Source organism: Microbacterium protaetiae (assembly GCF_004135285.1).
Lineage (GTDB): Bacteria > Actinomycetota > Actinomycetes > Actinomycetales > Microbacteriaceae > Microbacterium > Microbacterium protaetiae.
Genome location: NZ_CP035494.1, coordinates 246,386 through 272,672 on the forward strand (window position 1 = coordinate 246,386; position 26,287 = coordinate 272,672).

28 protein-coding genes, 1 tRNA gene and 1 pseudogene are annotated in these 26,287 nt (G+C 68.6%); 12 read left to right on the forward strand and 18 right to left on the reverse strand.

Annotated features, from left to right (window positions below; genetic code table 11):
- Nucleotides 1-84: 84 nt before the first annotated feature.
- The 4 genes from ET475_RS01120 to ET475_RS01135 all read left to right on the forward strand — a co-directional run bounded on the left by ET475_RS01120 (nucleotide 85) and on the right by ET475_RS01135 (nucleotide 3,597).
- A complete protein-coding gene (locus ET475_RS01120) occupies nucleotides 85-792 on the forward strand; it encodes a helix-turn-helix transcriptional regulator (RefSeq protein WP_129385237.1) in 708 nt (235 codons plus the stop codon).
- A 7-nt stretch (nucleotides 793-799) separates the two neighbouring features.
- Nucleotides 800-1,492, forward strand: a complete 693-nt coding sequence (locus ET475_RS01125) for a response regulator transcription factor (protein ID WP_129385239.1) — start codon at nucleotides 800-802, stop codon at nucleotides 1,490-1,492.
- Between the two features lie 91 nt (nucleotides 1,493-1,583).
- A complete protein-coding gene (locus tag ET475_RS01130; protein WP_422879930.1) occupies nucleotides 1,584-3,191 on the forward strand; it encodes a sensor histidine kinase in 1,608 nt (535 codons plus the stop codon).
- 118 nt (nucleotides 3,192-3,309) lie between these two features.
- Nucleotides 3,310-3,597 (forward strand): WXG100 family type VII secretion target, encoded by a 288-nt coding sequence (locus tag ET475_RS01135; RefSeq protein ID WP_129385243.1) that lies wholly within the window; start codon nucleotides 3,310-3,312, stop codon nucleotides 3,595-3,597.
- Between the two features lie 164 nt (nucleotides 3,598-3,761).
- Here ET475_RS01135 and groL read toward each other — a convergent pair whose 3' ends face one another.
- The 4 genes from groL to ET475_RS01155 form a co-directional block, all read right to left on the reverse strand.
- Nucleotides 3,762-5,384: a chaperonin GroEL gene (groL, locus tag ET475_RS01140; protein WP_129385245.1), complete on the reverse strand. Its 1,623-nt coding sequence runs from the start codon at nucleotides 5,382-5,384 to the stop codon at nucleotides 3,762-3,764.
- Nucleotides 5,385-5,497: 113 nt separating this feature from the next.
- On the reverse strand, nucleotides 5,498-6,064 hold the full coding sequence (locus ET475_RS01145; protein WP_129385247.1) for a LytR C-terminal domain-containing protein: 567 nt from the start codon (nucleotides 6,062-6,064) through the stop codon (nucleotides 5,498-5,500).
- 53 nt (nucleotides 6,065-6,117) lie between these two features.
- Nucleotides 6,118-6,366 (reverse strand): DUF3263 domain-containing protein, encoded by a 249-nt coding sequence (locus ET475_RS01150; RefSeq protein WP_129385249.1) that lies wholly within the window; start codon nucleotides 6,364-6,366, stop codon nucleotides 6,118-6,120.
- Nucleotides 6,367-6,375: 9 nt separating this feature from the next.
- Nucleotides 6,376-7,479: a DUF2332 domain-containing protein gene (locus ET475_RS01155; protein ID WP_242497717.1), complete on the reverse strand. Its 1,104-nt coding sequence runs from the start codon at nucleotides 7,477-7,479 to the stop codon at nucleotides 6,376-6,378.
- Nucleotides 7,480-7,548: 69 nt separating this feature from the next.
- Here ET475_RS01155 and msrB point away from each other — a divergent pair, with 69 nt between their 5' ends.
- Both msrB and ET475_RS01165 read left to right on the forward strand, forming a co-directional pair.
- Nucleotides 7,549-7,956 carry a peptide-methionine (R)-S-oxide reductase MsrB gene (gene msrB / locus ET475_RS01160; protein WP_129385251.1) on the forward strand — a complete coding sequence of 136 codons (408 nt, stop codon included), beginning with the start codon at nucleotides 7,549-7,551 and terminating at the stop codon, nucleotides 7,954-7,956.
- Nucleotides 7,953-8,495: a nitroreductase family protein gene (locus tag ET475_RS01165; protein ID WP_129385253.1), complete on the forward strand. Its 543-nt coding sequence runs from the start codon at nucleotides 7,953-7,955 to the stop codon at nucleotides 8,493-8,495. Before msrB ends, ET475_RS01165 begins: the two co-directional genes overlap by 4 nt.
- Nucleotides 8,496-9,726: 1,231 nt before the next feature.
- On the opposite strand, the gene ET475_RS01170 is transcribed toward ET475_RS01165, so the two are convergent.
- Complete coding sequence (locus ET475_RS01170) at nucleotides 9,727-10,230, reverse strand: GNAT family N-acetyltransferase (protein ID WP_207205383.1); 504 nt, start codon at nucleotides 10,228-10,230, stop codon at nucleotides 9,727-9,729.
- A gap of 10 nt (nucleotides 10,231-10,240) precedes the next feature.
- Nucleotides 10,241-10,657, reverse strand: coding sequence for an SHOCT domain-containing protein (locus ET475_RS01175; protein ID WP_129385255.1), 417 nt, complete (start codon nucleotides 10,655-10,657; stop codon nucleotides 10,241-10,243).
- Between the two features lie 178 nt (nucleotides 10,658-10,835).
- Between ET475_RS01175 and ET475_RS01180 the strand changes: the two genes are divergently transcribed.
- Nucleotides 10,836-11,060 (forward strand): DUF2188 domain-containing protein, encoded by a 225-nt coding sequence (locus ET475_RS01180; protein WP_129385257.1) that lies wholly within the window; start codon nucleotides 10,836-10,838, stop codon nucleotides 11,058-11,060.
- A gap of 25 nt (nucleotides 11,061-11,085) precedes the next feature.
- On the opposite strand, the gene ET475_RS01185 is transcribed toward ET475_RS01180, so the two are convergent.
- Both ET475_RS01185 and ET475_RS01190 read right to left on the reverse strand, forming a co-directional pair.
- A tRNA-Thr gene (locus tag ET475_RS01185) sits at nucleotides 11,086-11,161 on the reverse strand.
- Between the two features lie 27 nt (nucleotides 11,162-11,188).
- A complete protein-coding gene (locus ET475_RS01190; protein ID WP_129385259.1) occupies nucleotides 11,189-12,178 on the reverse strand; it encodes a DsbA family protein in 990 nt (329 codons plus the stop codon).
- Nucleotides 12,179-12,403: 225 nt separating this feature from the next.
- On the opposite strand from ET475_RS01190, the gene ET475_RS01195 reads away from it, so the two are divergent.
- Both ET475_RS01195 and ET475_RS01200 read left to right on the forward strand, forming a co-directional pair.
- The gene (locus ET475_RS01195; RefSeq protein ID WP_129385260.1) at nucleotides 12,404-13,507 is read left to right on the forward strand and encodes an ABC transporter ATP-binding protein; all 1,104 of its coding nucleotides are present in this window, start codon (nucleotides 12,404-12,406) and stop codon (nucleotides 13,505-13,507) included.
- 77 nt (nucleotides 13,508-13,584) lie between these two features.
- Nucleotides 13,585-14,895, forward strand: coding sequence for a DUF4032 domain-containing protein (locus ET475_RS01200; protein WP_129385261.1), 1,311 nt, complete (start codon nucleotides 13,585-13,587; stop codon nucleotides 14,893-14,895).
- Between the two features lie 12 nt (nucleotides 14,896-14,907).
- Here ET475_RS01200 and ET475_RS01205 read toward each other — a convergent pair whose 3' ends face one another.
- The 5 genes and pseudogenes from ET475_RS01205 to ET475_RS01225 all read right to left on the reverse strand — a co-directional run bounded on the left by ET475_RS01205 (nucleotide 14,908) and on the right by ET475_RS01225 (nucleotide 19,518).
- Nucleotides 14,908-15,549, reverse strand: a complete 642-nt coding sequence (locus tag ET475_RS01205; protein WP_129385262.1) for an NAD(P)-dependent oxidoreductase — start codon at nucleotides 15,547-15,549, stop codon at nucleotides 14,908-14,910.
- A 57-nt stretch (nucleotides 15,550-15,606) separates the two neighbouring features.
- Nucleotides 15,607-16,605 carry a 23S rRNA (guanosine(2251)-2'-O)-methyltransferase RlmB gene (rlmB, locus tag ET475_RS01210; protein WP_129385263.1) on the reverse strand — a complete coding sequence of 333 codons (999 nt, stop codon included), beginning with the start codon at nucleotides 16,603-16,605 and terminating at the stop codon, nucleotides 15,607-15,609.
- Nucleotides 16,598-18,001, reverse strand: a complete 1,404-nt coding sequence (gene cysS / locus ET475_RS01215; protein WP_129385264.1) for a cysteine--tRNA ligase — start codon at nucleotides 17,999-18,001, stop codon at nucleotides 16,598-16,600. Before cysS ends, rlmB begins: the two co-directional genes overlap by 8 nt.
- 558 nt (nucleotides 18,002-18,559) lie before the next feature.
- Nucleotides 18,560-19,087: pseudogene (ispF, locus tag ET475_RS01220) on the reverse strand (2-C-methyl-D-erythritol 2,4-cyclodiphosphate synthase); the annotation flags it as partial.
- Nucleotides 19,036-19,518, reverse strand: coding sequence for a CarD family transcriptional regulator (locus ET475_RS01225; RefSeq protein ID WP_129385266.1), 483 nt, complete (start codon nucleotides 19,516-19,518; stop codon nucleotides 19,036-19,038). The gene ET475_RS01225 and the pseudogene ispF, both read right to left, overlap by 52 nt.
- A 146-nt stretch (nucleotides 19,519-19,664) precedes the next feature.
- Between ET475_RS01225 and ET475_RS01230 the strand changes: the two genes are divergently transcribed.
- The gene (locus tag ET475_RS01230) at nucleotides 19,665-20,177 is read left to right on the forward strand and encodes a DNA modification methylase (protein WP_129385267.1); all 513 of its coding nucleotides are present in this window, start codon (nucleotides 19,665-19,667) and stop codon (nucleotides 20,175-20,177) included.
- A gap of 7 nt (nucleotides 20,178-20,184) precedes the next feature.
- On the opposite strand, the gene ET475_RS01235 is transcribed toward ET475_RS01230, so the two are convergent.
- Together ET475_RS01235 and ET475_RS01240 are read right to left on the reverse strand one after the other, a co-directional pair.
- The gene (locus tag ET475_RS01235; protein WP_129385269.1) at nucleotides 20,185-20,868 is read right to left on the reverse strand and encodes a response regulator transcription factor; all 684 of its coding nucleotides are present in this window, start codon (nucleotides 20,866-20,868) and stop codon (nucleotides 20,185-20,187) included.
- The gene (locus ET475_RS01240) at nucleotides 20,865-22,061 is read right to left on the reverse strand and encodes a sensor histidine kinase (protein ID WP_129385281.1); all 1,197 of its coding nucleotides are present in this window, start codon (nucleotides 22,059-22,061) and stop codon (nucleotides 20,865-20,867) included. Before ET475_RS01240 ends, ET475_RS01235 begins: the two co-directional genes overlap by 4 nt.
- Nucleotides 22,062-22,201: 140 nt before the next feature.
- Here ET475_RS01240 and phoU point away from each other — a divergent pair, with 140 nt between their 5' ends.
- Nucleotides 22,202-22,858, forward strand: a complete 657-nt coding sequence (gene phoU, locus ET475_RS01245) for a phosphate signaling complex protein PhoU (RefSeq protein ID WP_129385283.1) — start codon at nucleotides 22,202-22,204, stop codon at nucleotides 22,856-22,858.
- A gap of 1 nt (nucleotide 22,859) precedes the next feature.
- Here the strand turns inward: phoU and ET475_RS01250 are convergent, their stop codons facing one another.
- Entirely contained in the window at nucleotides 22,860-23,606 is a 747-nt protein-coding gene (locus ET475_RS01250) for a phosphoglyceromutase (RefSeq protein ID WP_129385285.1), read from the reverse strand.
- Nucleotides 23,607-23,646: 40 nt separating this feature from the next.
- Between ET475_RS01250 and ET475_RS01255 the strand changes: the two genes are divergently transcribed.
- A complete protein-coding gene (locus ET475_RS01255; RefSeq protein ID WP_129385287.1) occupies nucleotides 23,647-24,468 on the forward strand; it encodes a class I SAM-dependent methyltransferase in 822 nt (273 codons plus the stop codon).
- 32 nt (nucleotides 24,469-24,500) lie between these two features.
- On the opposite strand, the gene ygfZ is transcribed toward ET475_RS01255, so the two are convergent.
- Both ygfZ and ET475_RS01265 read right to left on the reverse strand, forming a co-directional pair.
- Complete coding sequence (gene ygfZ, locus ET475_RS01260) at nucleotides 24,501-25,580, reverse strand: CAF17-like 4Fe-4S cluster assembly/insertion protein YgfZ (RefSeq protein WP_129385289.1); 1,080 nt, start codon at nucleotides 25,578-25,580, stop codon at nucleotides 24,501-24,503.
- Complete coding sequence (locus tag ET475_RS01265; protein ID WP_129385291.1) at nucleotides 25,580-26,179, reverse strand: heme-binding beta-barrel domain-containing protein; 600 nt, start codon at nucleotides 26,177-26,179, stop codon at nucleotides 25,580-25,582. The genes ygfZ and ET475_RS01265 overlap by 1 nt, the downstream gene beginning before the upstream one ends.
- Nucleotides 26,180-26,287: the final 108 nt, after the last annotated feature.

Here is a 26,287-nt window from a genome sequence, read left to right on the forward strand (position 1 = left end):
GCTCCTCTCGTCGTACGCCTGATCTGACGGTATGACCCCGCGATTCTTTTGTCAAGATTCAGATTTTTAGAGTAATCTGGGACGATGAGCGTCCTCGCCGTCAACCGCGCCGCGGCCCTCGCTGCCCTGGCCGACCCGGTGCGCCGGCGCATCTACGACATCGTGGCGCGAGGGCAGGATGCCGTGGGCCGAGATGTCGCGGCAGCCGAGGCTGCGCTCCCCCGCTCGACGGCCGCCTTCCACCTCGACCGGCTTGTCGACGCGGGGTTGCTGACCGTCGAATACCGTCGCCTGTCCGGCCGCAGCGGGCCGGGAGCGGGCCGTCCGGCCAAGCTCTATCGCGCGGTGACCACCGAGCTCATCGGGTCGATCCCCGAGCGGCACTACGAACTGGCCGCCGAGCTGCTGGCCGCCGGCGCCGAGCGCGCCGACCGCGAGCATACGAGTGTGGCCGCCGCCGCGGCATCCGAAGCCCGCGACCTCGGGCGCGAGATCGGCGCCGACTGCGGCACGATCGAGACCGCCCTCAGCGTGTGCGGATACACGCCCGATGCCGGCGACCGCGACGGCATCACCCTGCGCAACTGCCCGTTCCACGCCCTGGCCGATCGACACCCGACCCTCGTCTGCACCGTGAACGCCGCCCTCATCGAGGGCTTGCTCGAAGGATCAGGAGATGCCCGATGCGCTCATCCGGTGCCCCGAGATGGCGGCTGCTGCGTCGAGATTCGCAGCGCAGGCATAAGCGCTGACGGCGAACCTCCCACACAGACCGAGACTCAGTCACCATAATGGGCACATGACCGCACCGCGCATCCTTGTCGTCGATGACGAACCGAACATCCGCGATCTGCTGATCACGAGCCTGAGATTCGCAGGCTTCCAGGTGCGCGCCGTCGCCAACGGCGCGCAGACCATCTCCGCAGTCCTCGAAGAGGAGCCGGACCTCATCATCCTCGATGTGATGCTGCCCGACATGAACGGATTCAGCGTCACCAAGCGCCTGCGCGGCGCGGGGTACACCGCACCCATCCTCTTCCTCACCGCGAAAGACGAGACCGAAGACAAGATCGAGGGCTTGAACGCCGGCGGCGACGACTACGTCACCAAGCCGTTCAGCCTCGACGAGATCGTCGCACGCATCCAGGCGATCCTGCGTCGCACGATGCAGACCGACGAAGAGTCGGTGATCCGCGCCGGAGAGCTGACGATGGACCAGGACACGCATGATGTGTTCGTCGGCGACACGCAGATCGACCTGAGCCCCACTGAGTTCAAACTGCTGCGCTACCTGATGCTCAACCCGAACCGCGTGCTGAGCAAGGCGCAGATCCTCGACCATGTCTGGGAATACGACTTCAACGGCGACGCGGGCATCGTCGAGAGCTACATCTCGTATCTGCGACGCAAGATCGATCCGCACTCCACCGAGCCGCTGATCCAGACCAAGCGCGGCTTCGGCTACATGCTCAAGGCGGGCAAGTCGTCGTGATCGACCGCGGGGGTGTGCACTGACCAGCCGACAACCCGATGTCGTCACCCGGGGCTGGCGCAGCCTGAGCCTGCGCGCCAAAGTCACCGGGGTGACGGTGGCTGTGCTGGCGATCGGACTTTTCATCGCGGGCCTGGGCACGATGATCTTCCTGCGCAATGCCCTGGACGCGAACCTCGACGCCCAGGTGCAGCAGCTGGCCGGAGCCGACCTCGCCAAGAGCGTCTTCGACATCTCGGCGACCGATGACTCGGTCACCTTCACCCCGAACTCGTCGGCGCCGGTCGACTACTCGGGCTACTTCATCGCGGTGTATGCCGCCGACGGCTCGCTGGTGGCCTCCACCGGGCCGCGCGCACTGAACACACCCGTGCTGCCGACACAGCTGACCCTCCCGCAGGCCACGATCCGCGGTTCGGCGCCGTTCACCATCGAGGGCAGCACCGGGGTGCCGTTCCGGGCGGCGGTCGCCTCGTTCCAGGTCGACACCCGGCCCGCACTGTTCACGCAGCTTGTCGCGCTGCCCATCTCCTCGGTCAACCGCATCATCGGCACCTTCCTGGGCATCTACAGCATCCTCGCGTTGATCACCGTCATCGCCGGTGCCCTCGTGACCCGCTGGCTGGTCACCCTCGCTTTCCGCAGTCTCGGCCAGGTCGAGGCCACCGCCATGGCCATCGCCGGCGGCGACTTCAGCCAGCGCATGACGAACATCGAGCCCGAGCACACCGAGGTGGGGCGGTTGAAGATCGCCATCAACGCCATGCTCGGCCAGCTCGACGCGGCGATGAAGCGCAGCGACGGCGCGGTGCTGCAGATGCGCCGCTTCATCGGCGATGCGAGCCACGAGCTGCGCACGCCGCTGGTGACCGTGCGCGGCTATGCCGAGCTGTACCGGATGGGCGCCATCCGCAACGACGAGGACGTCGCCCAGGCCATGGAGCGGATCGAGAAGGAGGCCACGCGGATGGGCGCCCTGGTCGAAGACCTGCTCGCTCTGACCCGCCTCGACGATCGCCGCGAAGAGGTGCAGATCGCCCCGGTCGATCTGCGACCCATCGCACATGACGCCGCCCTCGACCTGGGCGCGACCGCGCCGACCCGTCCGGTCAGCGTCCGCGACACCACCACCGGTGACACCGGCGCTGCGCCGGCCGAGATCACGGCCCCGCAAGAGCCTCCTACCACCACCGGCCGCCACCGGCGGATTCCGAGCGCGGCCCGGCTGCTGCGGCGCCGCCCGCGCCCCACCGATGCCGTCGCCGACGCCGATGACGAGATGCCGCCCACCGTGCCGATCCGCGTGCCCGAGGCTGCGGCATCCGCCCCTCAGCCCATCGTCATAGGCGAAGAGAACCGCATCCGCCAGGTCGTGACGAATCTGCTGGCCAACGCCCGCCGCTATACGCCCGAGGACTCCCCCATCGAACTGGTGGTGGGAACGGATGCCGCAGCCGGCACGGGTTGGATCGCCGTGGTCGACCACGGCGAGGGGATCCCCCCGCAGATCCGCGAGCAGATCTTTCAGCGGTTCTGGCGCGCCGACACCTCGCGCACCCGCGAGACGGGCGGGTCGGGACTGGGACTGTCGATCGTCGCGTCGATCGTCGAGGCGCTGCACGGGTCGGTCGCGGTGCTCGAGACGCCCGGCGGAGGGGCGACGTTCCGCGTCTCGTTCCCCCTCGCCGAGGCCCGGTAGCGTCTCCTCCCCAACCGGGGCCGCACCGCGCGTTGTCCACGGATCGTCTTTTCCGGGCGCGAGGATGCTGTGCGCGCTCCTAACGTGGAAGCACCCACTCGATGAAGGGATGCACACCATGGCCGTCTATTCCGTCGACAGCGACGCCGTCTTCTCCGCCACCGCCGCCGTACGCGGCACCATCGACCGGCTTCAGGGCGAGACGCAGGCGATGCTCGCCCAGCTCACCGATCTGCAAGCGACGTGGACGGGCGCGGCCTCGGCGGCGTTCGGCGGTGTCGTCGACCAGTGGCGGGCCACGCAACTGCAGGTCGAAGACGCGCTGTCATCGATCAACCACGCGCTGAGCGCGGCCGGCCACCAGTATGCCGAAGCCGAGCAGTACACCACGAGCCTGTTCCGGTGAAGCCACGTGCTCCGATTGCTGCGCGAGGGGCCGGCGAGTTCGTCACCGACGACACGCGGCAGGCCGATGCTGCGGCATCCTGCGGCGTCGCGCCGCGCTGATTCCGGCGTACACGACGAAGCGCCCCTCCCGAAGGAGGGGCGCTTCGTGTGCGGCTTCTGGGATCAGAAGTCCATGCCACCGGTCGGGTCGCCGGCCGGGGCGGCCGGAGCCTTCTCCGGCTTGTCGGCGACGACGGCCTCGGTCGTCAGGAACAGGCCGGCGATCGACGCGGCGTTCTGCAGCGCCGAGCGGGTCACCTTGGTCGGGTCGATGATGCCCTGCGCGAACAGGTCACCGTACTCGCCGGTGGCCGCGTTCAGGCCGTGACCGTCTTCCAGGCCCGCCACCTTGTGGGCGACGACGCCCGGCTCGAGGCCGGCGTTCGCTGCGATCTGCTTCAGCGGCGCCTCGATGGCGACCTTGACGATGTTCGCCCCGGTCGCCTCGTCACCGGTCAGCTCGAGCTTGCCGAACGCCTTGGCACCGGCCTGGATGAGCGCGACGCCACCACCGGCGACGACACCCTCCTCGACGGCGGCCTTCGCGTTGCGAACGGCGTCTTCGATGCGGTGCTTGCGCTCCTTGAGCTCGACCTCGGTGGCCGCGCCCGCCTTGATGACGGCAACGCCGCCGGCGAGCTTGGCGAGGCGCTCCTGCAGCTTCTCGCGGTCGTAGTCGCTGTCGGTGTTCTCGATCTCGCGACGGATCTGGGTCACGCGACCCTCGATCTGGTCCTGCTCACCTGCACCCTCGACGATGGTCGTCTCGTCCTTGGTGACGATGACCTTACGCGCACGGCCGAGCAGGTCGAGCGTGGTGTTCTCGAGCTTGAGGCCGACCTCTTCGGTGATGACCTGGCCACCGGTGAGGATAGCGATGTCGCCGAGCATGGCCTTGCGGCGGTCGCCGAAGCCGGGAGCCTTGACGGCCACCGACTTGAAGATGCCGCGGATCTTGTTCAGCACCAGGGTCGCCAGCGCCTCGCCCTCGACGTCCTCGGCGATGATGACGAGCTCCTTGCCGTCCTGGATCACCTTGTCGACGACGGGCAGCAGGTCCTTGATGTTGCCGATCTTCTGGTTCGCGATGAGGATGTACGGGTCTTCGAACACCGCCTCCTGGCGGTCGGGGTCGGTGACGAAGTAGGGGTTGATGAAGCCCTTGTCGAAGCGCATGCCCTCGGTGAGCTCGAGCTCGGTGCCGAAGGTCTGCGACTCCTCGACGGTGACCACGCCCTCCTTGCCGACCTTGTCGATCGCCTCGGCGATCAGGTCGCCGATGGTGGAGTCGGCCGCAGAGATCGACGCGGTGGCCGCGATCTGCTCCTTGGACTCGACCTCCTTGGCCGAAGCGTGCAGCTCCTCGATGACGGCTGCGACGGCCTTCTCGATGCCCTTCTTGAGCGAGATCGGGTCGGCACCGGCCGCGACGTTGCGCAGGCCTTCGCGCACAAGCGCCTGGGCCAGAACAGTGGCGGTGGTGGTGCCGTCACCGGCGACGTCGTCGGTCTTCTTGGCGACCTCCTTGACCAGCTCAGCGCCGATCTTCTCGTACGGGTCGTCGAGCTCGATCTCCTTGGCGATCGAGACGCCGTCGTTCGTGATCGTGGGGGCTCCCCACTTCTTCTCGAGCACGACGTTGCGACCACGGGGACCCAGGGTCACCTTGACGGCGTCGGCCAGCGTGTTCAGGCCGCGCTCGAGGCCGCGGCGGGCCTCCTCGTCGAAAGCGATGATCTTTGCCATGTGTGTGTCGTCCCTCCCGGACGTTGGCTGACGGTCTATTAGCACTCACTCTACGCGAGTGCTAATTCATTCTGGCACTCGCCCCTACCGAGTGCAAGCCGACGACGGGGGTGTCACGGCGTGGGCGAGCCAGACGGCGCGACCAGATCGGTGCCCAACACGACAGTGAGCTGCTTGCCCTTCGCGTCGGTCGTGGACTGGTACTGGTCATCGAGCACCACCGACGAAGCCCCCACGATCTTGGCAAGCCCCGCGGCGGCGGCCTGATCGGCGGCATCCGCGTAGTAGACGGTGGTGGTCGGGTAGGTCGAGCCGGCCTCGCTGGGCAGGACGTCGGCGACATCCCAGCCTGCCCGCACCACGGCATCCTGCGCCACGGTGGCTTGCCCACTTTCACCGGTGGCGTTCAGGATCAGCACCGTGAACGAGGTGTCGATCACGGGAGTCACGCTCGTGGTGGGTGCGGCCGTCGTGGGCCCTGCTGCCGGAGTGCCGAAACGCCCCGTGAGCGCGAGTGTGCCCACCACGCCGACCGCGATCAGCACGACGGTGGTCACGGCCGCCCAGATCACGATGACTCCGGCGCGCAGATGCGGGTTCTCGGCGCGGTGCGCGCCGACCCGATCGACCTCGACGGGAGCATCGTCGAAACGATCCCGCGGATAGCTCGGCTTCGGCACCCCACGATGGTACCTGTCGCGCTGATGCTTGCCTGGATGCACGCCCCGCGTCGTCAGAGAGCACCCGACGCGCGGGCCAGGCGCGAGCGCTCCCGGTCGTCACGAATGCGCTGCAGCCGTTTGACGAGCATCGGGTCGTGCGCGAGGGCGTCTTCAGTGTCGATCAGGCGTCCCAACAGCTGGTAGTACCTGGCCGGAGTCAGGCCCAGTTCAGCGCGGATCGCTTCCTCCTTCGCGCCGCCGTGGCGTTGCCACGCGGCCTCGAAGTCGAGCAGAGCGCGAGCGCGGTCGTCCAGGGGCACATCTCCACGCTATCCGTCTGTCGACGCGTCGACGGGATGCCACTCCCGGTCGGCCCCGATCGGCTCGACGATCGCGCCCAGCGGGTCGACGGCGGCGATCACCTCGCCGTCAATCGCGAGCGCGAACACGCCGTTGGGCCACTGCGCAGACTCGGGTGCGGGATGCCGCGCGCCGTGCTCCGTCGGATCTCCAGGCGCCGTCGCTTGCCCCGCGGCAGGTTCGGGCGCCGCCCACCGCCCGGCGACCGAAGAGTGCAGGCCCGCGGCATCCATCGTGATCCAGTGATCGCCGCTCTGCGCCGCCGCCACGATCAGCTCACGCCCTTCACGCGGCACGAGCGCGAGCACACCGGGAGTCGTCACGACAAGCGCGGCGGTCTTGGGCGCCTCGGCCATCAGCCCCGACAAAGCCGTCGTGGCGTCACCGGCGACGAGCCGCGGCGGATCGGCGGCGACGATATCGAGCGCGGCGCGTATCCGCTGTGCACGGCCTCCCTCACCCGGCCACACCAGGCCGGTCAACCACGAGCGATCGGCGGGGTCGGCCGCGTCGCGGGGCTGCAGGTCGATACCGGCGCGCCAGACGATCTGCGGCATGCGCAGCGTCGGAGCCTCTCCTCGCCACTGGGCCTCGAGCACGACCGCGCTCGGCCCGTCGTGGGGGTCGACGGTCACCACGCGCGTCGGGGTGCGGTATCGGTACGAGTAGCGATCGGGATACAGGCACAGTCCGGCGCTGGCCCCGACCTCGAGCAACGCGATCGGACCTTCGATGCGGCTCAGCGCCGGCAGCAGCGCCGCGCAGCGCAGGGGTTCATTCGTCTGCACGCCGCGTTCCGATGCCGCCTCGACGACGGCGTCGGCATTCGCGATCATCCACGCGGCCCATTTCTCGGGCGCGCAGAGCCCGCACCCCAGCATCCGCGCGACCGCGAAGACCAACGGCGGCGATCGATGCGCTGCCGGAACACGGGCAAGCACGGCGGCGAGGGTGGCGTCGTGGGCGACGCGAGCCGCCCACTGCGCGTACAACGGCGAGCGGTGCGGCGCCTCATCGACGGCGAAGCGGCGGTAGCGTTGCTGCACGGCATCGATCTCGGGGTCGCGGGGCACTCTTCCATTGTGGAGGGACCGGAACACTCTGCGCTGATGTCGGGTTGAATGGTGGTGCAGGAGGTTTCCATGACATACGCCGTGAACAAGACCGATGAGCAGTGGCGCGAAGAACTGGACTCGACGCAGTACGCCGTGCTGCGCGAAGCCGCGACCGAGCGGCCGTGGACCGGTGAACTGCTCGACGAGCATCGCGCGGGGCTGTACACCTGTGCCGCGTGCGGCGCCGAGCTGTTCCGCAGCGGTACCAAGTTCGATTCGCATTGCGGGTGGCCGAGCTTCTACGAATCGGTGCGCCCCGAAGCCGTGCAGCTGATCGAAGACCACTCGCTGGGCATGGAACGCACCGAGGTGCGGTGCGCGGCCTGCGGCTCGCATCTGGGGCATGTGTTCCCCGATGGCTTCGGCACGCCCACCGGCGACCGGTACTGCATGAACTCCATCTCGCTGCAGTTCACGCCCGAAGAGGATGCGTGAGCGCGATCGATGCGGTGCACGCGCGCCGCTCCTGGTCGAAGGTGACCGACGCGGCGCCGTCGCACGACGAGCTCGCTGAGCTCGTCGCCGCCGCCGGACGCGTGGCCGATCACTCGTCGCTGCGGCCGTGGCGGCTGATCGAGTTGCGCGACGGCGACCGTGAAACCCTTGGGCGCGCGATCGCCAAGGCCAACGGCGACAAGGAGATGTCGTCCAAGCCGCTGCGCGCTCCCCTGCTGATCGCGATCGTCGTCAGCTATCGCCCCAGCGGCAAGGTGCCGCGCTGGGAACAGGCGGCCACGGCAGCCGGCGTCGCGCATACGCTCAGCCTGCTCCTGGACGAGGCAGGGTGGGGTGTCATCTGGCGCACCGGTCACTACACGCGTGACGAAGCCGTTGCGAAGGTGCACGGTCTGCGCGACAACGAGAAGCTGCTTGGCTGGCTCTATGTGGGCGGCAAGCCGGCGGGCAAGGACAAGGGCCACCACAAGAAGCTCGACCCCGAGCGCTTCCTGTCGTCGATGCCCCAGCCGCGCTGAGCCGCTCGGCGCCGGCGCGCCGCCGGGCTTCGCCGCGTCGGGCGGCGCCCGGCGCGCCGCCCGGCGTCACTGCCGCGCCTTGCGTCGCACCCGCCTCACCGAGGCCGCCTCCCCTCGCGCTACCCGAATCCGCACTCGCGCACGCAAATGACACCCGCGAACGCAGAAACCAACAGCGCGAACAACCACACACCGCAGAAACGACCCGCGAACGCAGATCACGACAGCGAACGCAGAAAACAGCCGCGCAGCCCACCCCCGCGACCTCCCCCACAGCCCGCGCTACCCGAATCCGCACTCGCGCACGCAAATAACACCCGCGAACGCAGAAACCAACAGCGCGAACAACCACACACCGCAGAAACGACCCGCGAACGCAGATCACGACAGCGAACGCAGAAACGACCCGCGAACGCAGAAAACAACCGCGCAGCCCACCCCCGCGACCTCCCCCACAGCCCGCGCTACCCGAATCCGCACTCGCGCACGCAAATAACACCCGCGAACGCAGAAACCATCCGCGCGAACAACCGCACACCGCAGAACACGACAGCGAACGCAGAAACGACCCGCGAACGCAGAAAACAACCGCGCGCCCCACCCCCGCGACCTCCCCCACAGCCCGCGCTACCCGAATCCGCACTCGCGCACGCAAATGACACCCGCGAACGCAGAAACCAACAGCGCGAACAACCACACACCGCAGAAACGACCCGCGAACGCAGATCACGACAGCGAACGCAGAAAACAGCCGCGCAGCCCACCCCCGCGACCTCCCCCACAGCCCGCGCTACCCGAATCCGCACTCGCGCACGCAAATAACACCCGCGAACGCAGAAAACAGCAGCGCGAACAACCACACACCGCAGAACACGACAGCGAACGCAGAAACCATCCGCGAACGCAGAAACGACCCGCGAACGCAGAAACCATCCGCGAACGCAGAAACGACCCGCGAACGCAGAAGACAACCGCGCAGCCCACCCCCGCGACCTCCCCCACAGCCCGCGCTACCCGAATCCGCACTCGCGCACGCAAATAACACCCGCGAACGCAGAAACCAGCAGCGCGAACAACCACACACCGCAGAACACGACAGCGAACGCAGAAACCATCCGCGAACGCAGAAACCAGCAGCGCGAGCCCGGGATGGCCGCGACCCACCCTCGCGCTGCGACCGCGCCTGCGGCGACAGCGAGCGCAGAACCAACAGCGCCACGACCCGCGTCGATCACCGCCCGGCGCGCACCATCCGAATCTCGCCAACGCCGTCATCGACCTTCGACGTTCCGTCGGGGGCGAACCCGTGCTTGCGGTAGAACGCCTGGGCCCGCGGGTTCGGATCGGCGACCCAGAGCGCCGCGGGTTCGCCGGGGTCGATCACGGCGTCGAGAAGTCCGCCGCCGGCCCCTGAGCCGTGGTGCGCGGCGTACACGTACAGCACGTACAGCTGTGCGCTCCACGACGCATCGGCACCGGCATCCATCGGCGGACCCGCCATCGCGATGCCGATCAGTTCGTCCCCGCGGTGGGCGACGGCGATCCGGTTACGCGCGAAGCGCGGGTCCGTGATCGCCGCCGTCCAGAATTTGTGACGGGATGCCTCGAACCCAGGACGATCGAGCACCTCGTCGCGCATCAGTCCGCGGTAGGTCTCGCGCCACGTCTCCACGTGGACGCGCGCCATCCCGGCGGCATCGTCTGCCACCGCTGGGCGGATGCGCACCTCGTCCATCAGGAATCCATCAGGACAGGACTTTGGCCTTCAGCGCCTCGTATTCGGCCGACGTGATCGTGCCGGCATCCAGCAGCGCCTTCGCCTTGGCGATCTCGTCCGCGGGGCTCGAGCCCGCAACCGAGCGGATGTACTCGTCGGCGGCGGCCTGCGACTCCTTGACCCGAGCCGCGTTGCGCTCGGTCATGCCGCGTCCACGCGCGATGAGGTAGACGAGCAGGGTCAGGAACGGCACGAAGATCAGGAAGATGATCCAGATCGCCTTCGCCCAGCCGTTCAGCTTGCGGTCGCGGAACAGGTCACCCAGCACCGAGAACAGGGCCATGAGGTAGGCGAAGAAGATGAAGACAGTGAAGAACCACCAGATCAGGTCACCGAAAGATCCCCAATATCCGTGGTACTCCACGGCGTCGTCGAAGAAGCGCATAACTGCCTTTCCCAAGGTCGATGAGCGGCAGAACACCGCCTGACGCACACACTAGCGGTCAGACGCCCGCGCGCGCGTGACGAATGCTGCTCGCTGTCGCAAGGGGGTTCTCGAATCGGGATGCCGCGGGTAGACCGGCCTCGTCAAAAGGGGCGGACGATGACAGAAGGGGCGAACGATGACCGAAGGTGATATCGAGACGTTTCACGAAGACGGCGTCTGGCGCAACAGGATCGAGGGGCACCAAGTGCTCGACGATCGATTCGAGCGCAAGAGCGACGCCGTCGAGGCGGGACGCGACCTGGCCCAGGTCTTGCGCGTCGAGCACATCGTCCGAGCTCTGCACGGAAGAATCGTCGAGCGCACCTCGTACGGTCATGTTCCCCGCGACATCCCGGGGTGAACGGTCGCGGCGGCGAGGTGCGAAGTGGTGCCGGCTACAGGACTTGAACCTGCAACCCCCGTATTACAAGTACGGTGCGCTACCAATTGCGCCAAGCCGGCAGAGCGTCCAGTCTAACGGGACGCCGATCACTTGCTGGTGGAACTCGGGCTCGGTGACGATGTCGTCGACGGTGTCGACGACGGCGTGGGCAGTGTCGACCGGTAGTACGCGTCGCTCGAGATCGTCAGCACGAACTGCGCGAACTCCTTGGGGTCGTCGAGGGCGCCCGCGTAGGGGGTGCCGTTGACGAGGATCATCGGGGTGCCGGTCAGCGAGACGTCCTTGGTGTCGGGAATGCCGACCAGGGCACGCTCTGTGGCGTCTTTGACCCAGCTGACGTAGTCCTCGCCCTCCACGCAGTCGCGCACGACCTTGGGTTCATCGGCACCCGAGGCTATCGCCAGGTCGGCGAGCTGCTCGTCGGTGAAGCCGTCGTCACCCTGAGCCGGCTGCTGCGAGAGCAGCGCGTTGTTGAAAGCGAAGAACGAGGCCGGCGAGTGGGTGGCGACGCAGGCCGAGGCGCTGGCGGCACGCAAGGAGTACTTCGTGCCGTTCGACTTGGCCGAGAGCATCGCGACGGGGTAATAGCTCAGAGTCGCGGCATCCTGATCCACCCAGCGGGTGAGCTGCTGCACATTGGCGACCTGGAACTGCTTGGCGCCCGGCGCGTAGTAGTCGACGTACACCCGAATGTCGACGACGCCGGTGCCCGTCGCGGTCGGATCGGGGCTCGCCGCCGTCGAGGTCGCTTTCTCGGATGCGGTGGGAGTAGGCGACGGCGTCGCGTCGACGGCGCCCGGGTCGGACTCGACCGCGACGCCGTTCACGCTGGTGACGGCGAAACCGTCGTCGACGAGGTTCGCCGGCGACATGTCGGGAAGCGCCGTCTGCGACGTGACGGCCATCGTCACGCCGGTAGCCACACCGGCGACCACGATCACGGCACCGACAGTGATCGCAGCAGTGCGGATCACACGCGCGCGCCTCTGACGGGCATGGACGAGCTGTGCCTTCTCGCGGACCGCGCTGCGGCGGTCGTTCGGATCAGGAACGTTCGATGACTCGTCGTTCGACATGGGACCTCTTGACGGACTGATTCTCCGGCGAAAACCGGGATGTCGCGCGGGTGCCGCGACGGATTCGATGCTAACCAGACAGCCTGTGAAATCCCCACAGACAAGCGTGCACGATTCGTCTGGCATACTGAGGGAGCGCCCGAGGGCGGGCGCACGGGCCTACGGGTCCGTCATCCATTCACTACGGATCGTCCGGCACGTACCTGCCGGTGAAGGAGAAAAATCATGGCGTCCGTCACGTTCGACAACGCAACCCGCCTCTACCCCGGAGGCACCCGCCCCGCGGTCGACAAGATCAACCTCGAGGTCGCCGACGGCGAGTTCCTCGTTCTGGTCGGTCCCTCCGGCTGCGGTAAGTCCACCACGCTGCGCATGCTGGCCGGCCTCGAAGAGGTCAACGAGGGCCGCATCCTCATCGGCGACCGCGACGTCACCGACGTGCCGCCGAAAGACCGCGACATCGCGATGGTGTTCCAGAACTACGCGCTGTACCCGCACATGACCGTCGCCGAGAACATGGGCTTCGCCCTGAAGATCGCCGGTGTCAAGAAGGAAGAGCGCGCCGCGCGCGTGCTCGAAGCCGCCAAGCTGCTCGACCTCGAGGAGTACCTCAGCCGCAAGCCGAAGGCCCTCTCCGGTGGTCAGCGTCAGCGCGTCGCCATGGGCCGCGCGATCGTGCGTCAGCCGCAGGTGTTCCTCATGGACGAGCCGCTGTCGAACCTCGACGCGAAGCTGCGCGTGCAGACCCGCACTCAGATCGCGTCGCTGCAGCGCCGCCTAGGAGTGACCACCGTCTACGTCACGCACGACCAGACCGAGGCGCTGACCATGGGCGACCGCATCGCGGTGCTCAAGGACGGCGTCCTGCAGCAGGTCGGCAGCCCGCGCGACCTGTACGAGCAGCCGAACAACGTCTTCGTCGCCGGCTTCATCGGCTCGCCCGCCATGAACCTGTTCACGGTCGACGTGGTCGAGGGCGGCGTGCAGTTCGGCAACCAGCTCGTTCCCGTCGAGGCATCCACCCTGTCCAAGGTCACCGGCAAGCAGGTCACCGTCGGCATCCGCCCCGAAGACATCACCGTCAACTCCGCCGGTGGTCAGGGCCTGTCGGTGGCGGTCGACCTGGTCGAGGAGCTCGGCGCCGACGGCTACCTGTACGGCCACTCCGAGATCGAGGGCAAGCGCAACGACCTCGTCGCGCGCGTCGACGGACGTCAGCACCCGAACGCCGGTGAGACCGTCGTGCTCAGCCCGATCGCGGGCCGCGTGCACGTGTTCGACCTCGAGAGCGGCGAGCGCCTCACCGAGAAGGCGATCGCCTCGGCGTAACACCACATCACGGTGCGACGGCGCGGACTCGGTTCACCGGGTTCGCGCCGTCGCCGTTGCGAGAAGGGGAGGATGCCGTGACCGAGTCGCTGAGCATCACCGCAAGCGCCATCGACCCCGGCTTGCTGGCGCTGCCGTGGTCGACGCCCCTGGCGGATTGGACCAGCGATGACATCGTCTACCTGCCCAAGGGCATCTCGCGACACCTCGTGCGCTTCGCGAATCTGTCCGGGCGGGTGGTCGCCATCAAAGAGACCACCGCCGAGATGGCCCGTCGCGAATACGACATGCTCGGCAGCCTCGCGCGGCTGGATGTCCCGTGCGTCGAACGGGTCGCCGTCATCGACGGGCGTGCCGACTCCGCAGGCCGGTCACTGCCGTCGGCCCTGGTGACCGCGCACCTGCGCTTCTCGCTCCCCTACCGCGCGCTGTTCACTCAGGTGCTGCGTCCCGACACCGCCAATCGGCTCGTCGATGCGCTGGCCGTTCTTCTCGTGCGGTTGCACAACGTGGGCTTCTTCTGGGGCGATGTCTCGCTGTCGAACACGCTTTTCCGGCGCGATGCCGGCGCCTTCGCCGCCTATCTCGTCGATGCCGAGACCGGGGAGCTGCACGAGAGCGGGCTCACCCGCGGGCAGCGCGAACACGACCTCGAGGTCGCCCACACCAACATCGCCGGCGAGATCCTCGACCTCGCCGCCGGTGGGCGGCTGGAGCGCGGCATGGATGCCGTCGAGATCGCCGACGGCATCATCTCGTCGTACCGCTCGCTGTGGGCGGCACTCACCGACAAAGAGACGTTCGCCGCGAACGAGTCGTGGCGCATCACCGAGCGCGTGCAACGGCTGAACACCCTCGGGTTCGACATCGGCGAGATGTCGATTCGCGCGACGCCCGACGGCACGCGGGTCTCTATTCAGCCGAAGGTCGTCGATGCGGGGCATCACCAGCGCCGCCTCATCCGGCTGACCGGGCTCGACGTCGAAGAGAACCAGGCACGGCGGCTGCTCAACGACCTCGACGAGTATCGGGCGCGCACGGGTGCCTCATCGGACGACGAGGAGATGGTCGCGCACGAGTGGCTCACCCGGGTGTTCGAACCCGTCGTGCGCGCGATCCCGTTCGAGCTGCGGGCCAAGCTCGAACCCGCCGAGGTGTTCCACCAGGTGCTCGAGCACCGCTGGTACATGTCGCAAGGGCGGGGAACCTCGGTGCCCCTGGCCGAGGTGATCAGCAGCTACATCGACGAGGTGCTGCGGTATCGGCGCGACGAGGCCACGGTCATGGGCCCGGCCACCGAGACGCTCACCGTGCCGATCGACCTGGATGAGGCATCCCTCGCCTCCGACGACGACGAGCCCACCGGCGACTGGCGCGACCTGGTCTGACCGCGACGAGCGTCAGTACCCGACCGTGAAGCGGGCGCGGTGGTGGCGGCCCTGCTCGATCTCATCGACGACGGCGATCGCGAAGTCGGCACCCGAGATGAAGGACTTTCCGTCGGCATCCTCGACGACCACGTCGCCGCCGTCCCGGTAATGGCCCGTGCGCTCCCCGGGCACCCACGCGCCGAACTCCTTCGGCGGGTGCACCAGGAACCAGTCCAAGCCTTCATCCGAGGCCTGCAGCAGCTCGAGCGAATCGACGCCGACCTTCGGCTCGACACCGAACTCCGGCGGCACACCCAGGTCGTAGAGTCGCGGGCCGCCCGGCGCCGCGAGGCTTCCCATCGCACCGCCCACCACCCCCAGGCGCGTGTTGGTGCCGGTCAGCTTCGCCGCGAGCGCACGCAGGGCGTCCACGGCCGCGTCGACCATGTCACCACGCGGCGAGACGGCGTCCACAACGGCATCCGCCCCCTCCAGCACCTCGCTCAGCGATTTCAGGTCGCGCAGATCGCCCTGCACGTAGGTGACCGCGTCGACCTTCTCGTCGGGCGCCTTGCGTGCGACCGAGACGACATCGTGGCCGCGCGCGGCGGCCTCTGCGACGATGTGTCCACCGGCATAGCCGGTGCCTCCGATGACGACGATGCGTGCCATGAGCGTTCCCTTCAGCTGAATAGATCTTCGTGGAGTGCAATTCAGCCGCGGGGCGGTTCATTCCCCCTGCTGCGCCGCCCGCATGGTCGCAACCTGGTAGAGCGCCACGGATGTCGCGATCCCGGCGTTCAGCGATTCGGTCGCCGCCTCGATCGGGATCGACACGATCTGGTCGCAGGTCTCGGTGACCAGGCGCGAGAGGCCCTTGCCTTCCGACCCGCACACGATCAGCACGGGCCGATCAGCCAGTTCGAGTTTCGGCAGTTGAACGTCGCCGGCGCCATCGAGCCCGAGAACGAAAACGCCCTGCTTCTTGAACTCCTTGAGGGTGGAGGTCAGGTTCGAGGCCATCGCGACCGGCACGCGTGCCGCCGCCCCCGCGCTGGTCTTCCACGCCGTCGAGGTCACACCCGCCGATCGCCGCTGCGGAATGATCACGCCCTGTCCGCCGAACGCCGCCGTCGAGCGGATGATCGCACCAAGATTGCGCGGGTCGGTCACGCCGTCCAGCGCGACCAGCAGGGGCGTGGCCCCGGTGTCGAAGATCTGCTCCAGAAGGTCCTGCGGGTGCGCGTACGTGTACGGCGGCACCTTGAGTGCCACGCCCTGGTGCACCCCGTCGATGCCCGACATGCGGTCGAGTTCAGGCCGCGTGACCTCGAGCACGGGAATCTCGCGATGCGTCGCGATCGCCAGCATCTCTTTGACCCGGTCGTCCATCTCCACGCGCTGCGCGATGTAGAGCGCCGTGGCGGGGATCTTCGCCCGCAGTGCCTCGAGCACGCTGTTGCGGCCGGTCACGGTCTCGGTGTCGTCGTTCTTCTTCGCCCGGGCGGCACGGTTCATGTCGACCGGCTTGGCCTTCGGCTTGCCGCCGGCAGCCACGTAGCGGTCCTGCGCCGCCTTGCGCTTGCCGGCGACATGCCAGCTGCGGTCGGCGGCCTTGGGCGTGGGCCCCTTGCCCTCGAGCGCCTTGCGGCCGTGGCCGCCGGTGCCCTTCTGGGGACCCTTCTTCTTGCTGTTGCCGGTGTTGCCGGCACGTTTGGGCTTAGCCATTCTGCACACTCCAATGGGTCCCGTCGGGACCGTCTTCCAGAGCGACCCCGGCCGTCGCGAGCGCGTCGCGCACCCGGTCGGCTGCCGCCCAATCCTTGTCCAGACGCGCCTGTGCGCGCTGGTCGATCATCGTCTGCACCAGGCTGTCGAGGGCGGATGCCTCGGGCCCTGCCTGCCCGCGCTGCCACTGGGGGTCGAGCGGGTTGATGCCCAGGACGCCGGTCATCAGGCTGACCGCGTCACACGCCGCTGCCGCGGCATCCTGCTCTCCTGCATCGAGCGCGGCGTTGCCCGCGCGTACGGTGTCGTGCACCACCGCCAGCGCCTGTGGCACGCCGAGGTCGTCGTCCAGTGCAGCCTCGAACGCGGGGGGAAGCGGGGCGTCGCCGACCCTGGGAGGCTCTGCGCCTGCGCGCCGGACCCGCTCGAGGAAGGTGCGAATACGGTCGAGGGCGGCCTCGGCCTCGTCGAGCGCCTTGTCTGAGACATCCAGGCTCGACCGGTAGTGGGCGGCGGCGAGTGCGTACCGTACGACGAGCGGGTCACGCTGGGCGAGCAGATCGGCCGCGAGCACGAAATTGCCCAGGGACTTCGACATCTTCTGCCCGTCGACGGTGACAAGACCGTTGTGCACCCAGTAGCGCGCGAAACCGTCGCCGGCCGCGGTCGACTGCGCGAGCTCGTTCTCGTGGTGCGGAAAGCGCAGGTCGAGCCCGCCGCCGTGGATGTCGAACTGCGGGCCCAGGTAGCGTCGCGACATGGCCGAGCACTCGATGTGCCAGCCGGGGCGTCCTGCCCCCCAGGGTGACTGCCACGCGGCATCCTGCGGTTCATCCAGCTTGGCGCCCTTCCACAGCGCGAAGTCGTGCGGGTCGCGCTTGCCTCGCGGGTCGGCGTCTTCGGCCGGCTCCATCGCGTCGAGAGCCTGCCGGGTCAGGGCGCCGTACTCGGGCCATGAGCGCACGTCGAAGTACACATCGCCGGCGGCTGCGTAGGCGTGGCCGCGCTCGATGAGTTCGGCGATCAGCTCGATCATCTGCGGGATGTGCCCGGTCGCCCGTGGCTCATACGTCGGAGGGCGGATGCCGATCGCGGCATATGCGGCGGTGAACTCGCACTCCATGCGGTAGGCGAGCGCCCACCACGGCTCGGTGTCGGTCGCGTTGGCGAGCACCTTGTCGTCGATGTCGGTGACGTTGCGCACGAGGGTGACGCGGCCGAGGCGATGCTCGAGCCAGCGGGAGAGGATGTCGAAGCTCAGGGCTCCGCGCAGGTGGCCGACGTGCGGGCCGGACTGCACGGTGGGGCCGCAGACGTAGATCGTGACGTTCTGCGGGTCGCCGGGCACGAAGTCGCGCAGCGCTTGCGCCTTGGTGTCATAGAGCCGGAGAGTCACCCGTCAAGCCTACCGGCGCGTGTCTGCGCGCACCGTGTGCCCGCGGCTTGTCCCCGCGTTGTGTGCCGCGGCCCATGCCCGTAGCGTGTGCCGCGCCTTGTCCCCGCGAGTTGTCCCCGCGTTGCGCGACCTGACCTCGCGTTGCGCGACCTGACCTCGCGTTGCGCGCCTTTACCCCATGGCCCGCGGCCCATGCCCGCGAGTTGTCCCCGCGTTGCGCGACTTGACCTCGCGTTGCGCGACTTGCTCCCCCCTGGCCCGCGGGTCGACGTCGGGCGGGCGCGCGAGCTCACCGTTCTCGACCGAGTCCGTACTCATTGCCCCGGGGACAACTCGAGCAACCGAGGACAACTCAGGCAACCCGAGGACAACTCGGGCAACCCGAGGACAACTCAGGCAACCCGAGGACAACTCGGGCAACCCGAGGACAACTCGCACAACCCGAGGACAACTCGCGCAACCCGGGGACAACTCGGGCAACAAGAGGACAACTCGGGCAACCCGAGGACAACTCGCGCAACCCGAGGACAACTCGGCGGGACGGGGCGGGGCGGGGCGTCAGGACGGGAGGACGAGGGCCACCGCGTGGGCGGCCACACCCTCACCACGACCCGTGAACCCCAAGCCGTCGGTCGTCGTGGCCGACACCGATACCGGGGCGCCACCGAGCGCGGCCGACAGCACCGCCTCGGCCTCGGCCCGGCGCGGCGCGAACCTCGGCCGCTCAGCCTGCACCTGCACCGCGACGTTGCCCACGGTGAACCCCGCCGCCTGCACGAGCTCGAGCGTGCGTACCAGGAAGACGTCGGCGTGGGCCGAGCCGTACTGCGGGCGATCCACGCCGAAGTGCGTTCCGATGTCACCGCACCCGGATGCCGACAGCAGAGCATCCACGATCGCATGCGCTGCGGCATCCCCATCGGAATGCCCCGCCAACGCCGGCTCTCCCGGCCACTCGAGCCCGGCCAGCCACAGCGTGCCGGCACCGCCGAAGCGATGCACGTCTGTGCCGATGCCGACGCGCGGGATCGCGCTCAGGAGGCGAGCACCTCGTCGAGCAGGCCGCTGGCCTTCTCTTCGTCGGTCTTCTCGGCCAGCGCCAATTCAGAGACGAGGATCTGCCGGGCCTTGGCCAGCATCCGCTTCTCACCGGCCGACAGGCCACGGTCCTGGTCACGGCGCCACAGGTCGCGAACGACCTCGCTCACCTTGATGACATCACCAGAAGCGAGCTTCTCGAGATTCGCCTTGTACCGACGAGACCAGTTCGTGGGCTCCTCGGTGAACGGCGCACGCAGCACCTCGAAGACCTTCTCGAGCCCCTCCTTGCCGATGACGTCGCGGACGCCGACCAGGTCGACGTTGTCCGCCGGGACCTCGATGGTCAGATCGCCTTGAGTGACGCGTAGCTTCAGGTAGACCTTCTCTTCGCCCTTGATGACTCGGGTCTTCACTTCCGCGATGGTCGCCGCTCCGTGATGCGGATAAACGACCGTCTCGCCAACCTCAAAAAGCATGCAGTTATATCCTTTCGGCAACTACCAGGATACCACAGCGGGTATGCACTAAGGTTTGCCCAGCACCTGGGCGATCGGCCTCGGTCGGCAGCGCATACACGGACACCGTAGAATGCTAGAGCCTGTTGTCTGCTCTGGGAGGAACCGTGAAATCGCGCCTGCTCGCGTCCATCGCCGTCTGCGCCACCGTCATTCTCGGTGCCACCGGTTGCTCGATGATCTCTCCGCAGGGCACCACCATCCCCTACTCACCCAGCGACGGCATCAACATCGCCGACACGACAGGTGCGCCCCTGCAGGTGCGCAACGCACTGATCGTTGCCACCGATGACGGGACCATCGGCAACCTCATCGCCGCGGTCGTGAACACCACCGCCGAAGATCAGACGCTGACCGTCGAGGTCGACGCTGCTTCGGGCAAGATCACCCAGACCGTGCGTGTGGCCGCCCACAGCGTCTCGAGCCTCGGTCAGAACGTCGACCCGCTGCGCCTGGACAACCTGGGCGTGAAGCCGGGCCTGACGGTGCCCGTGTACTTCCAGTCCGGTGACGCCGAGGGCGCGCTGGCGAACCTGCCCGTGCTCGGCGGCGACGAGCAATATCTCTCCGGCCTCGTGCCCGAGCCGGCCCCGACGCCTGACGCCACGCCCGCGTCCTGATCGCCGCTCACACCTCGAACCGGTAGCCCAGCCCCCGCACGGTGAGCAGCATCGCCGGGTCGCGCGGATCCTTTTCAATGCGCGAGCGGATGCGCTTGACGTGCACATCGAGGGTCTTGGTATCGCCGAAATAGTCACTGCCCCACACCCGGTCGATGAGCTGACCGCGAGTGAGCACCCGCCCGGCATTGCGCATCAGCACCTCGAGCAGCTCGAATTCCTTCAGCGGCATACTTATCTGCTCGCCGTCGACCGTCACGGTGTGACGGTCGACGTCGAGCCGCACGCGACCACCGTCGAGCACCCGCTCGTCGAGGTCTGCCTCGGCCGCCGCCGTGCGGCGCAGCACCGCCCGCATCCGCGCCAGCAGCTCGCGGGTCGAGTACGGCTTGGTGATGTAGTCATCGGCGCCGAGTTCGAGCCCCACGATGATGTCGACCTCGGTGTCTTTGGCGGTGACCATGATGATCGGCACCGCGCTGCTCGCCCGAATCTGGCGACACACCTCGGTCCCCGGCATCCCGGGCAGCATGAGGTCGAGCAGCACGATGTCGGCGCCGTGTGCGGCGAACTCGCCGACCGCCGCCGGCCCGTCGTCGGCGATAGCGACCTCGAAGCCCTCCCGGCGCAACAGGTAGGCGAGCGGGTCGGCGAGGTCGGGTTCGTCTTCGACGATCAGTACGCGGGTCATGCGACGCTGTCCTTCCGTCGGTGGTGCTTCTTGTTCGGGGACTTCTTGCCGGGATGCCGCAGCGCGGCCTTGTCCGCCGCGTCGGGCACCGCACGCGGCAGCCGGATCGTGAACGTCGAGCCTTGACCGAGCCGCGACCACAGACGCACCTCGCCGCCGTGGCGTTGTACAGCGTGCTTGACGATGGCCAGGCCCAGGCCGGTACCTCCGGTGCGCCGAGACCGCGCCCGATCGGCGCGGAAGAAGCGCTCGAACACGCGCTCCTGGTCGCTCTCGGCGATGCCGATCCCCTGATCGGCCACCGAGATCTCCACGACCCGCGCGACGGTCTTCACGCCCACCCCGACGCGCGATCCCGGCGGCGAATACGCCACCGCGTTCGCGACGAGATTGCCCAGCGCCTCGGCCAGCAGCAGCGGGTCGCCGTGCACCAGAGCGCCGCTGTCACCACCGCGTGCCAGCGCGACATCGGCGGCGTCGGCCTGGGCACCGTGCGCCTCGATCACGTCGTCGATCAGCTCGTCGACCGGCACGTCGCGCATCGCCAGCGGCTCGTCGGCCTCGAGCTGCGAGAGAGTCATGATGCGGCTGGTCAGCGTTCCCAGCCGCTCGGCCTCGGCGCGCAGCCGCCGGGCGAATCCGCGCACCTCGTCGGGGTCGTCAGCCGCCGACTCGATGGCCTCACCCAGCAGACTCACCGCGCCGGCGGGGGTCTTCAGCTCATGGCTCGTGTTGGCGACGAAGTCGCGGCGCATCTTGGCCACGCGCTCCTGCTCGGTCACGTCGTGGAGCACCAGCAGTACCAGGCGCGGTGTCAGCGCCCGCGCGTGCACGGCGACGGTGCGCGGCTGACCGGTCGTGCGCATCGGCACGATGACGGGGGTGGATGCCGTACCCGCCCGCGCGGCGCGGGCCAGAAGTGCCAGCTGCTCATCGGGAAGAGCGCGGCCCTCGCGAAGACCGGCGTCGCCGGCCGGAGGGGATGCCACGACCACGATGCCTGACCGATCCACGACGACGGCCGGGTCGTCCATGCCGGCCAGCACCGTCCGGATGCCGGCCGGGATCCCCGCCGACGCTCTTTGCATGGCGCGATCGCGCGCGCGGTACGCGGCGGCGACCACCAGTGCGACGGACACGCCCAGCACCACGCCGATGAGCAGCGCGAACAAAGCGAGCTGCGCGGCATCCATGTCTCCAGAGTATGGGCCACCGACATCTGCTGTTCACCATCTGTACACCGCGGCAGAAGAGTTCACCGGCACGGCACCGTCCGTTAACCTTCGATGGCGATGATCGCTGAGAACCGCCCACCGAAGAAACGGGAATCTGCATGCGCGAGGTGTTCCACCAGTCCCTCGAAGAGCTCCAATCGGGGCTCGTCGAGATCGCCGAGCTCGTGGCGACCGCGATGGAGAAGGCCACGACGGCATTCGGCACGAGCGATGTCACGCTGGCCGAAGAGGTGATCGACGCCGACAGCGTCATCGACGAGCGGGCGCTGGCCCTCGATGAGCTCGCGATCGAGATTCTCGCCCGTCAGCAGCCGGTGGCACGCGATCTGCGCATCGTCGTGATGAGCCTGCGGGTGAGCGCCTCACTGGAGCGGATGGGCGATATCGCCGAGCACGTGGCGCAGCTGACGCGCATGCGGTTTCCCGAGCGCGCCATCCCGAAGGGGCTGAAATCCACCTTCACCCGCATGGGCGAGCTGGATGTCGCGCTGGCGCGCGATCTCGCCGAGCTGCTGCGCACCGAAGACCTCGACCTGGCCGAGCGCATTCGCAATGCCGACGATGACATCGACGAACTGCACATAGCGGTGTTCGAGAAGGTGCTCAGCGACAGCTGGCAGGGCGAGGCGTCGGCCACGGTCGATGCGACACTGGCCAGTCGCTACCACGAGCGGTTCGCCGACCACGCCGTGTCGGTGGCCAAGAAGGTCGTCTACCTGGCCACCGGCGACTGGGCGGCCGACCCGCCCGCCTGAGCTACTTGCCCTGGTTGGCCACGGCGGCGGCGCCGGCGGCGGCGGCTTCGGGGTCGAGGTACTCGCCGGGGCCCAGCGGCGCCAGGTTCTCGTCGAGCTTGTAGACGAGGGGAATGCCGGTCGGAATGTTCAGGGCGGCGATGTCATCGTCGCTGATCTGGTCGAGGTGCTTCACGAGCGCGCGCAGCGAGTTGCCGTGTGCGGTGACCAGCACCGTCTTGCCGGCCTGCAGGTCGGGGACGATCTCTCCGTGCCAGTAGGGCAGCAGACGGTCGATGACGAGCTTGAGCGACTCGGTGCGGGGCACCCCGCCGTCGATGTCGGCGTAGCGCGGGTCGTTGGCCTGGCTGTACTCGGCATCGTCGGGCAGCTCGGGCGGCGGCACGTCGAACGAACGGCGCCAGAGCATGAACTGCTCCTCACCGAATTCGTCGAGGGTCTGCGCCTTGTCTTTGCCCTGCAGCGCGCCGTAGTGGCGCTCGTTGAGGCGCCATGACCGCTTCACCGGAATCCACAGCCGATCCGCGGCATCCAGCGCGATGTTCGCGGTCTGGATCGCGCGTGACAGCACGGACGTGTAGAGCACGTCGGGGTGCAGCCCCGACTCGGCGAGAAGCTCGCCGCCGCGCTGGGCCTCGGCCTTGCCCTGCTCTGTGAGGCGCACGTCCACCCATCCGGTGAACTGGTTGGACTTGTTCCACTCGCTCTGTCCGTGACGGAGCAGGATCAGCGTGTACGGGGCGGTCATGATTCCACCTTAGCGATCCGGCGATGAGATGATGGAGGTGATGACATCCTCCCCCGTCGGGCGCCCGACGCGCGGCACGACGGGGACCAACCGCTTGCGCCGTGTCGATCGCTGGATAGCCCGCCACCCTACCCTGCGTCGCGCCGCCGACCCGCTCGTCGTCGACCTCGGCTACGGTGCGAGCGGGGTGACAGCGCTCGAGCTCGAGGCGCGGCTGCGCCCGGTGCGCCGCGACGTGCATGTTCTCGGCCTCGAACTCGATCCCGGCCGGGTCGCGCGGGCGCGAGACCAGCTGGCCCGGGTGCGCTCGGGGTGCACACCGTTCGCCGCCGACGCGCGCGTGTCGTTCGCGCGTGGTGGCTTCGAAGTGCCCACGCCCGCCGGGCGGCGGCCGGCCGCCATTCGCGCTTTCAATGTCTTGCGCCAGTACGACGAGAAAGACGTGCGGGATGCCTGGGCCCGCATGGCCTCTCGGCTCGATCCCTCGGGACTCGTCGTCGAGGGAACCTGCGACGAACTCGGGCGCGTGGCCACCTGGGTGGCGATCGGCCCCGATTCACGGGCGGTGTCGTTCACGGTGTCGCTGCGGCTGGCCGGGCTCGAGCATCCCTCGATCGCCGCCGAGCGGCTGCCGAAAGCTCTCATCCACCGCAACGTTCCCGGCGAGCGCATCCATGACTTTTTGATCGCGCTCGACCGGGAGTGGGAGCGGGCCGCGGGCATGTCGGCGTTCGGCCCGGTGCAGCGCTGGCGTGCGGCGATGCAGGGACTTGTGGATGCCGGCTGGCCGCTGCGCGATCGCGCGCGCTGGCGTCTGGGCGAGGTCACCGTGCCGTGGGAGGCCGTCGCGCCGCGGGTGTGAAAGCCCGCCTCGCGCGGCGTGACACGACCGCGCTACGCGCGTCGGCGGCCGAGCTTGGGGATGCGCGGCACCGACGCGGTGGCCCCCGCCTCGGGCGGCACTATCACCTCTTGGGCGGCGGCGACCGGGCCGTCGGCGGTGGCCACGGCCAGGTCGACGTCGACGGGCGTGTTCCGACGAACGAGCGCCAGGGCGATCGGGCCCTGCTCGAAGTGCTGCGCGGCCGCGATCACCGTTCCGACCTCGGCGTCGCCGTGGAGCACCGCGTCGCCGCGGGCGGCCGGTGCGCCATCGAGCTGCAGCGCCACGAGTCGCCGGGGCGGATGCCCGAGGTTGTGCACCTTTGCCACCGTCTCCTGCCCGCGGTAGCACCCCTTGTTCAGGTGCACGGCGCTGCGCAGCCAGTCGACCTCGTGCGGCAGCATCCGCTCATCGGCGTCGGCGATGCGCGGACGCCAGGCGGCGACGCGCAGGGCGTCGGCAGCTATCGAGCCGGCCAGGTGCAAGGCACCGGATGCCGCAGCCGTGGCCAGTCGCGAGACCCCCTCGGCATCGACCAGGGCTTCGGCCCAATCGCGCTCGGCGCCCGGGTGCGGGTCGGCGGCCGAATACGCCCAGCCGCCCTCGGTGATCCCCGGCCACGGGTCATGCCAGACCAGCGGCGCCGGCAGCGCGGCCACCGCCCCCGCCGTTCCCCCGACGACCGCGTACTCGTCACGCGCGTCGCGCGGGTCCACGCGCAGGCGGAACCGCATCTTCTTCAGAAAATCGAGCAGGCCCACGGCATCCGATCTGTCGACGATCAGCCACGCCGTCTGACCGTCATCGATGAGGGATGCCGCGTGCTCGACGTGCCCGTTCGGGTCGAGGATCAGCAGCTCGGCGCTCTCGCCGGGCACCAGCACGCTCAGCCGCTGGGTCGAGAACGACTCCAGCCAGGTGAGGCGGTCTTCGCCGGGCACGGCCAGCACGACGCGGTCGCCCAGCGGCGCCAGCGCGGCGCCCGAAGCAAGGGCGCGCTGTTCAGCGATCGGGTTGCCGACGTGCTCGAGCACGCCGTCGGCGACGACCGCGCCGTCGGCGGCGCGCAGAAGAGCGGCGAATGCGTCCATCACTGAACCTTCGCCAGGCGGGCGGAGGCATGCGAGGCCATCGGAGCACCCAGGGCCGCGACATCCCACGCCCACAGCAGATGGCCCTCGACCAGCCCGTACATGCGGGATGCCGCGGTGTACGCCTTCGCGGTCGCCGGGCGCACCACGGCGTCGGTGGCCACGTCGATGCGCGGACCGCGCACCTGCCCGAGCGAGAGTTCGCTGGTGCCGTCGGCATGAACCAGCGCCACCTCGATGTCGAAGCCGCCCTCGGCGTTGCGGAGCTTCTCGATGTCGTCGGCGGTCAGGGCGACCGGGGCCGTGCGCGCCGGCAACAGGGCCGGCCCGGGGTCGGCCGCAGTCTGCGGGCGAGCGAGCCGCCAGTAGCCGACCTCGGCCAACAGGGGCGCCCGCTCGTCGCCATCACCCGTCCAGGCGTCGGCCGAGTAGTTGAGATAGCCGCCGTCGCCTGTGCTGAACGAAACGCGGTGGGTGAACTCCGCGGAGAAGTGATGACCGTCTGCCTCGTAGTCGATGACCCCGGTGCCCTCCCACACCCCCCGCAGCCAGGCGAGGGGCGCCAGCTCGGCGGGCAGATCGGTCGGGATCTCGATCACGACGCGCCCGTTCAGCGCTGGCCGCGATACAGATTCTTGATCACGACGGCCGTGCAGAAGAGGATCGCGAGGGAGGCCAGGCCCAGCAGGCCGACGAAGAAGAGTTCC